Source organism: Methanolobus sp. (assembly GCF_030682845.1).
In the GTDB taxonomy this organism is placed as follows: Archaea; Halobacteriota; Methanosarcinia; order Methanosarcinales; family Methanosarcinaceae; genus Methanolobus.
Genome location: NZ_JAUXNK010000069.1, coordinates 1 through 7,555 on the forward strand (window position 1 = coordinate 1; position 7,555 = coordinate 7,555).

The following is a 7,555-nucleotide window of genomic DNA, read 5'->3' on the forward strand; positions in this document are numbered from 1 at the left end:
ACCAAAGGCTCGCAAGCTCTAAACGGCTTGGTTTCAATCCCAATGCCTTCCAGTTCCTGCTTGAGTCGCTGGAAGATCTTCAGAGGCAGTTCAAGGCAAAAGGCGGCAGACTGTATATTTTCTCCGGGATAGCCGAGGATGTTATCGGCCAGCTTGCGGGCAAGCTAGGTGTGGATGCAGTCTTTGTCAATGAGGATTATACTCCTTTCAGCAGGCGAAGGGATGAGACAATAAGGAATACATGTAAAGGCCTGGATGTTAAGTTCACACAAGTCCATGACTGCCTGCTCAATGAGCCGGGAGGGGTTCTCACCCAGCAAGGACGACCCTACGTTGTTTTCTCCCAGTTCTTTCGTGCAGGCTCAAAAAGGGATATTCCCATACCTTCGACGCTCGCAGAAGGCAAGTTCTATACCGGTGAATCGGGCATTGAAGAAACACCGGCTCCTGAAAAGCTGCTGCCGCTGAAGAACGAAAAGCTATTCTCCCGAGGCGGAAGGACACAGGCCCTTCAGGTACTGGAAGACCTGTCTCGATTTGAGAACTATGCCGCTGAGCGTGACTATCCTTCGCTTCAGGGGACAACAGGGCTTTCAGCGCATAACAAACTTGGGACCATATCCATAAGGGAGTTTTACCATTATGTTCGAAATGAACTTGGGGAAGACCACCAGCTGATCAGGCAGTTATACTGGCGTGACTTCTTCACTCATATAGCACATCATTTTCCTTCTGTGTTCAGTCAATCGTTCAAGGAAAAGTTCCGGAACATCCAGTGGGGTTACAACAATTCCTTTTTCCATGCCTGGTGTTCGGGAAGCACCGGTTTTCCCATAGTTGACGCAGGTATGAGGGAGTTGAATACGACTGGATTCATGCACAACAGGGTGAGGATGATAGTGGCATCTTTCCTTGTAAAGGACCTGCATATCGACTGGTATCTGGGAGAGAGATATTTCGCAAGCAAACTCGTGGACTATGACCCGTGTGTAAATAACGGTAATTGGCAGTGGTCAGCTTCTACTGGTGCGGATTCACAGCCGTATTTCCGAATCTTCAATCCCTGGCTTCAGCAGAGAAAGTATGATCCTGACTGTGAGTATATACGGAAGTGGTTGCCGGAGCTCAGGGAAATGGGCGCTGCCGGGATACACGGCCTTGAAAGGGACGAGCCTCCGGTTTCTACCGGATATCCGTCTGCAATAGTTGACCATAAAGAAGAAAGGGGCAGGACATTGGCAGTGTTTGGCTCTCTGTAATTTTTCAAAACTGCATTCTTATTGAGAATATATATTTATTGTCAGTTTTATTGTCAGAGTTCAAGCTGATTGGAGCAGGCTTAAATAGTCACCTTGACTAATCAGAGAGTTTCACTTAAGATGCCGGGGATATAAATGGTAAGCGATGAAGAAATGCTGTCCGATAGTGTGTGGAGTCTCTTTCGCAGGTTCACTTTCCCTGCCATGGCCGGTATATTAGTGGCCGGTATCCAGACCATTATTGACGGTGTTTTCATCGGTAACGGCGTGGGAAGCGATGGACTTGCCGGAGTGACGCTTGCCTTCCCCTTTGTGATGTTCATTGTAGCTGCCGGCATAATGATCGGCATGGGGTCCGCCAGCCTTGTGGCTCTTGAGCTGGGCAGGTCTCACCGGGACAGAGCCAGGGGGATAATGTCCAATGTCTTTCCTCTTGTGTTTGCAGCAGGCCTGGTTATCACGGCGATGGGCCTGTTTCTGGGACCATCGCTGATCGGCATGTTCGATACCAGCGATACTGTAAGGTCAATGTCGGAAGACTACATGAATGTGATATTCATGGGATCGGTATTCATCATTCTTGCCCTGACCCTTGACCCTCTTGTGAGGAACGACGGCTATCCTTTGCTGGCGATGAGGGCCATGATCCTTGCTGTACTGGTCAACATAGTGCTGGACTACGTTTTCGTTATAATGCTGGACATGCAGCTCTTCGGGGCGGCGCTTGCTACAGTTCTTGCCTTTGGGTTGAGTGCAAGCATCCTTTCAATGCACTTCTTCAGCAGTAAGACCGGCCTTCGGGTGAGCTTTGGCACAATGAGATTCCAGCCCCGTGAAGTGCTGAGAATAGTTGAGAGCGGCCTTCCGTCATTTGCGATGCAGCTCTCCGTTGCTGTGCTGTTCCTGGCTCACAATTTCGTGCTGTTGCAATACGGAGACGAAGGTGTCATTTCTGCATACGGGATAATCGGTTATTCTTTTGCTATATTCTATATGATGTTTGAGGGTGTTGCTGTAGGTGTGCAGCCGATAGTGGGCTTCAATTATGGTGCAGGCCGGTACGACCGTGTGCGAGAAACCCTGAAGCTTGCCATGGCTGCATGCGTGGCTATCGGAAGCATCGGTGTCATTATCGTCTATCTGGTACCGGAAATGGTTGTCGGTATATTTAATCCGGATACGGAGGAGATCCTTGAAACGACTGTGATCGGCATGAAGATCATAGTGGCATCGTTGCTCGTCCAGGGTATCGTGGTGGTGAACGCCACTTACTACCAGTCCATAAACCGTGTCGGATATGCCCTGTTCATTCACCTGGGCAAGATATTCGTGTTCATGCTTCCCCTGCTACTGGCCCTGCCCATGTTCTTCGGCCTGCATGGCGTGTGGTTTGCAACCCCCGTGGCCGATTACCTGATGTTTGCGGTAGTGATGGTGATGCTCTACGAGGAGTTGAAGGTGCTAAAAGGAGAAAAGCTCAGGAATCCCTGATACCTCAGCCCGGCCTGCACCCTCAACTAAAAGCAGCCATCTATTTAAGCAAGCCTCCGCAATATTAATATGTAAAGCATCTGTTTACATCATACTCCTTTTGTGCGGGGGTTGCCCAGCCAGGTCAAAGGCGATGGGCTTAGGACCCATTTTCGTAGGAATTCGTGCGTTCGAATCGCACCCCCCGCATGCGATTTTTGAACATTTACAACTTCAGTTGTGGCAACACTTTGTAGACTTCCTGCATAATTGGTTTTATGACTTAATATGCCTTTAACAGTATATTGAGGCTTACTGAATTATAGTTAAGAACCAATTGTTTGAAACTTATGATATTGCTGTAACTACCAATAGACCATCATTTTAGAACTCATAAGTTACAAACCAAAGGTCTTTAACTATAATTAATCAAATTTCAGTTATCCGCGTAGAATCCTTCAGGTAATATTCAAAAAGATCATTCGCCCACTCAAGCGCCATTGGACTGGAACATAGTATATGGTTGCTATCAATTTCTCCATCATGTTTTAGTGGGCGAATAAGAAGGTGGTAATTATTGAATACAATAGCTAGAAGATTCAGTTTTGCAAAGCTGACATAAAAATGGAACAATTTACTTTCGAAAAGTTTCTCAAACTCTACTATACGCTCTGTCTTTAGTTTATCAAGCACTTCCGGAGTTGTAATAAAATAAACATCTGCATTATTCTGCATCAAACCGGAGAAAAACTCAGGGAAGTGGGGATGATAAAATGTGCAAATTGCACGCTGAAATTCAGACTTAAAGGATGTTTTCATAACGGTCTTATTAAGGTCGTGAATATCTGTATGAGAAGGTCTTACTACTTCACATTTTTGCAGCTCGTTCATTCTTTTGAAGAGATGGGGTGGAATGAAATCAAATTGATGGTTTCCCCAGTAATCAATGTCTATGTCCAAAACTTCAATAATACCAAGAAGCGGAACCATCTCATCAACGAGTAACTTCCCGATATCCGTTAATCTATATATATGGTTATAATGATCAACAAGATAATGTTCTTCAAGTATTCTAATCTGCGGAAGTAATGCTTGTCTGTTAGTATCAAGGGATTTTAGAAGATAATCCATTTTCTTTGCTCCGTCCTGTAGTAGCAAGAGAACTCCCTTTCTCTTTTCAGACTTAAATGCTACATCAAGCAATGGTTTCCTCATCTGCATCAATCTCACTCAAGCAATTATAATTTCAGATACTACCCTACTAAATTAGGAGGCTATTGCTATTTATAGTAAATTAAATATAATTCTTGTAATTTATATAATGTTTTAACAGAATAAACCTTGCAGATTGAATAATGATCTAATATCGTGTCAATTTCAACAGCTTTTGTGAGATATCAAATACAGTTGCTCCACTTATTGCAGCCCATAAAGGAAAAGTTGCAGCAATGGAAGTCAATCCTTCAAGTACTGCCAGCAATCCTGCAATAAGAGCAACAATGCAGGTAACAAGAATTCTTTTGTCTGATAAAGGGTCTCCGGACCTGTCTGATATGGAATGGGATTTTCCGGCTAGCACTATCCTGAAAATGAAAAAAAGGGCCAAAAGCAACAGGACAATGATGTAATATCCTGATATAAGGTCAATCTCAATACCCTTCATGTAAAAACCAAAAAGACCGGCTATCAGTGAAATAGAGGCAAAGAGGAAATGCCGTTTGACGGGATTAGTTAATATAGCATCCATAAAAAAAGCAATAGACATTACTATCCCGTACATCCATTTTCCAGTGTAAACGAGATAAATTCCAGTAATCACTATCAGGATACTGTCATACAAGGTCAAGGGCACGCCTACTGTCCGGTTCACCATCCTGAAAAGGAATACCAGCAACAAAGCAATCAATAAATTAGGATAATTAAACAGGAAAAGGCCTGAAATTCCTACGCCGGCGGCAATGATTGCAGATTCCGGGTGATCCGGATCGATCTCCTTTGTGAGCGCCCATGCAAAAAACACTGACAGAGCATCTCTTGCGCTCCAGATGATTCCCGGAAGAAGATTATCTCCTGAAATCATCCTGAACAAAACTGATGCAATGAATATCATGGCACAAAGAAGGACAATTAACCGGTTATCCGGATAGTCCGTGTCAAGTGGTCTTGAAAGCGATGATATTTTTTTCGTGTCCATGGTTAACCGGTCAAAGTTCCTTCTCAAATTCCAGAGTGGTAGCTCTGTGTTTTACACATTCCGTTTGGATATGTTTTCAATTCACAGAGCTTAAAACCTTTCACTCAATAATATATGTTACCTGGACTGACATTGAAACAGTGGACTCTCCCGGCTGGATTGGGGTGGAAACTGCAGCTTCATCCCTTGCTTCCTGTGGTGCCGGGTAATATATCCTTGAACCGGTGCTGTCGCTTATGGAGGATGTCTGTACACCCACTATCTCAACACCCAGGCTTCCGGCAAGCATGTTGGCCTTTGGTGCAGCATCAGCAACTGCTGTATTTACAAGTTCTTCCAGGAGTTCATTTTTTATAACTGGATATCTAAGTATAATGTTTATGTGTATTGCTATCTGTATTTATAGTCTTATCTCGTCCTGTATTAACATCTTTAAAAAAAGGCGTCCTTCATTGAATATCGAGCATCGGTGTAAAGCCTGAATGGGAGCATATTATCATGCCTTTTTCAGATTATCATGTCTATTGAAGATTATCATGGGTATTGAGTATTGCACTGGCTTTGTTTTATATACAACAAGTTAACTCTGTTAATACGCAGGTGAAAAGTTCTGCAGGAGACAAACGTTGGATCTAAAAGAGGAGATAAGAGCTAAAGCCATGGAAAAAGGATTCCAGCTTTTTGGTGTTTCTGATCTAAATAAGCTTGAGGATGTAGAGTTTCCGCCAGGTCGCGGACTTGTGAAGCCATCTGAATTTATGGCTGATGCAAAATCCCTTGTGGTCATGGGAATGGTGATCTGGGATGAAGGCATGAACTCTGCGATAAGTACGCCCGGAACGGGTGATTTCAGCGGAGGGGAAGCCGAATACTATAACCTCTACTACGAAACTGTGGAAACCCGTGCATGGCGGCTGGCCCAATGGTTGTGGGATGACAAGGATATCAAAGCGATCCCAACTCATTCAGTGCATGTAAAAGTAGCAGCGCATCTTGCAGGGCTTGGATTCATAGGTCATAACACCCAAGTGATAACGCCTGAATATGGTCCAAGGGTACGCTGGATAGCTTTGCTCACCACGGCTGAGCTCACACCGGACCAGCCTTTCCCAAGGGATCTGTGTGCGGAGCAGCCTCTGTGCCAGAAAGAGTCATTGTGCGTGAAATCATGTCCTTATGGTGCGATTATTCCGGGTCCGTCACAGGGAGTGACTCCCGGTGAAAAAGTGATATACGACAAATGTGTGGTGGCCCATGAGCTCGAAAGAGACATAGATGCTAAATGGGAGAAACACATCCGCAGAATAACTGACCGGGGATTCATGGAATGCACCATTTGCAACCTTGCCTGTCCCTATGGCAAAGTCCTGGATGAGGAAATCATTCCCCGAAAACGGGGCCTTGCTTGAAGTAGTAGCAGTCCTTCGCTTCAAGCGGATCAAAACGTGGTCCATTACTTGATTTAAGGTTCTGTAGGATTCCCATCTTAAAGTGATCATCATGCGGATATGTGGAATCTCTGCAGGACCAAAATCGCTTTTATCATTCAACCGGAGTCACGATTCGCATCAGAAGTTGTGACACCATTGTAATGTTTGCTCCTTATATTTCTGTAATTGGCGTTGAAGACTTCAGATAGTGTTCAAACAGATCTTTTCCCTATTCAAGTGCACTCGGGTTGCATGAGAGTATGTGCTTATTGTCAAATTCCATGTTATCTTTTAACGCATTAAGCAGTAGATTATTATCATTGTATGCAAAGGTAAGGAAATCCATTTTGTCGGGGTAAACGAAAAGATGAAGCAGCCCGCTTTGAATCAACTGCTTAAAATCATTATCCTCGTCAGTTCTTATCTTTTCAAGCAGGTCTTTGGAAACGATGAGCTGTATATTAACATTGTTTAAGATCAATTCTGAGAAAAGCATGGAATAGTTCGGGTAGAGGAATGCAGTGACACGAAAAGGATAGAGTGACTTCCTGGACATTTCATGAAAATTGCTGTTTATCTCAAAGATATTTGTGATGGAAGGGGTTATTATTTCACATTCTCCTTACTCATAGATCCTTTCTAAAAGATGAGGTGGGATGAAATCAAGCTTATGAGTCCCCCAGTATTCTATGTTCTTATCAAGGACCGCAATAGTAGCCAATAAAGGTTCAATTTCATTGACTATCAGTTCTCCGATCTTCGTAAGGTCATAGGTATCATCATAATGGATGACAAGATGATTTTCTTCAAGCACTTTCATTTGAGGAAGTAGGGCGGCACTTGTTGTTTTCAGGTGGTTTAGGATAAATTCAGTACTTCGCTAAATTTTCATCCTCCATATCCTCACGCTATTGAATTACCTTAAACATTGCACTACTAACTGAATTCTTAACTTTCTTCTAAGCCATTCTTCAACAAACAGAATGAATCTAGCAAACCTGAACTTGTCCTCATCAATGTTTATAGGGCCTGTTTTTACTATCGTGAAATGCTTTTTCTGGAGGCAGAGCCATGCATTTCTGAGCAGGAATGATATTATGGTGAAGAAGTATCTGAAGGTTACATCTTTTGTTGATGTTCTTGGTTTAACGATATTTCTCATCCTGTACGACGACTCGATAGCAAACCGTCTTCTGTAGACG

Annotated in this window: 8 protein-coding genes, 1 tRNA gene and 1 pseudogene; 4 read left to right on the plus strand and 6 right to left on the minus strand. The window is 43.7% G+C overall.

Annotated features, from left to right (window positions below; all coding sequences use genetic code 11):
- The 3 genes from Q8J68_RS08445 to Q8J68_RS08455 form a co-directional block, all read left to right on the plus strand.
- Positions 1–1,259 (plus strand): deoxyribodipyrimidine photo-lyase (locus tag Q8J68_RS08445; RefSeq protein WP_305311082.1); only part of this gene is annotated, 1,259 nt, incomplete at its 5' end.
- A 135-nt stretch (positions 1,260–1,394) separates the two neighbouring features.
- Complete coding sequence (locus Q8J68_RS08450; protein ID WP_305311083.1) at positions 1,395–2,750, plus strand: MATE family efflux transporter; 1,356 nt, start codon at positions 1,395–1,397, stop codon at positions 2,748–2,750.
- A gap of 104 nt (positions 2,751–2,854) precedes the next feature.
- Positions 2,855–2,939 (plus strand) — tRNA-Leu (locus Q8J68_RS08455).
- A gap of 219 nt (positions 2,940–3,158) precedes the next feature.
- On the opposite strand, the gene Q8J68_RS08460 is transcribed toward Q8J68_RS08455, so the two are convergent.
- The 3 genes from Q8J68_RS08460 to Q8J68_RS08470 all read right to left on the minus strand — a co-directional run bounded on the left by Q8J68_RS08460 (position 3,159) and on the right by Q8J68_RS08470 (position 5,323).
- Positions 3,159–3,932 (minus strand): winged helix-turn-helix domain-containing protein, encoded by a 774-nt coding sequence (locus Q8J68_RS08460; protein ID WP_305311084.1) that lies wholly within the window; start codon positions 3,930–3,932, stop codon positions 3,159–3,161.
- Between the two features lie 157 nt (positions 3,933–4,089).
- Complete coding sequence (locus Q8J68_RS08465; protein WP_305311085.1) at positions 4,090–4,923, minus strand: hypothetical protein; 834 nt, start codon at positions 4,921–4,923, stop codon at positions 4,090–4,092.
- Between the two features lie 100 nt (positions 4,924–5,023).
- Positions 5,024–5,323, minus strand: coding sequence for an SIMPL domain-containing protein (locus Q8J68_RS08470; protein WP_370867621.1), 300 nt, complete (start codon positions 5,321–5,323; stop codon positions 5,024–5,026).
- Between the two features lie 226 nt (positions 5,324–5,549).
- Between Q8J68_RS08470 and Q8J68_RS08475 the strand changes: the two genes are divergently transcribed.
- Complete coding sequence (locus tag Q8J68_RS08475) at positions 5,550–6,332, plus strand: epoxyqueuosine reductase (protein ID WP_305311086.1); 783 nt, start codon at positions 5,550–5,552, stop codon at positions 6,330–6,332.
- Between the two features lie 250 nt (positions 6,333–6,582).
- Here Q8J68_RS08475 and Q8J68_RS08480 read toward each other — a convergent pair whose 3' ends face one another.
- From Q8J68_RS08480 to Q8J68_RS08490, 3 genes and pseudogenes are all read right to left on the minus strand, one after another.
- Complete coding sequence (locus Q8J68_RS08480) at positions 6,583–6,909, minus strand: hypothetical protein (protein ID WP_305311087.1); 327 nt, start codon at positions 6,907–6,909, stop codon at positions 6,583–6,585.
- Positions 6,910–6,975: 66 nt separating this feature from the next.
- Positions 6,976–7,173: a hypothetical protein gene (locus tag Q8J68_RS08485; RefSeq protein ID WP_305311088.1), complete on the minus strand. Its 198-nt coding sequence runs from the start codon at positions 7,171–7,173 to the stop codon at positions 6,976–6,978.
- 96 nt (positions 7,174–7,269) lie between these two features.
- Positions 7,270–7,555: pseudogene (locus tag Q8J68_RS08490) on the minus strand (ISH3 family transposase); the annotation flags it as partial.

Bases quoted from the DNA above. Each gene is read 5' to 3' on its own strand.
- Q8J68_RS08450 (WP_305311083.1), top strand. From the start codon at position 1,395: ATGGTAAGCGATGAAGAAATGCTGTCCGATAGTGTGTGGAGTCTCTTT.
- Q8J68_RS08465 (WP_305311085.1), bottom strand. From the start codon at position 4,923: ATGGACACGAAAAAAATATCATCGCTTTCAAGACCACTTGACACGGAC.
- Q8J68_RS08480 (WP_305311087.1), bottom strand. From the start codon at position 6,909: ATGTCCAGGAAGTCACTCTATCCTTTTCGTGTCACTGCATTCCTCTAC.
- Q8J68_RS08485 (WP_305311088.1), bottom strand. From the start codon at position 7,173: ATGAAAGTGCTTGAAGAAAATCATCTTGTCATCCATTATGATGATACC.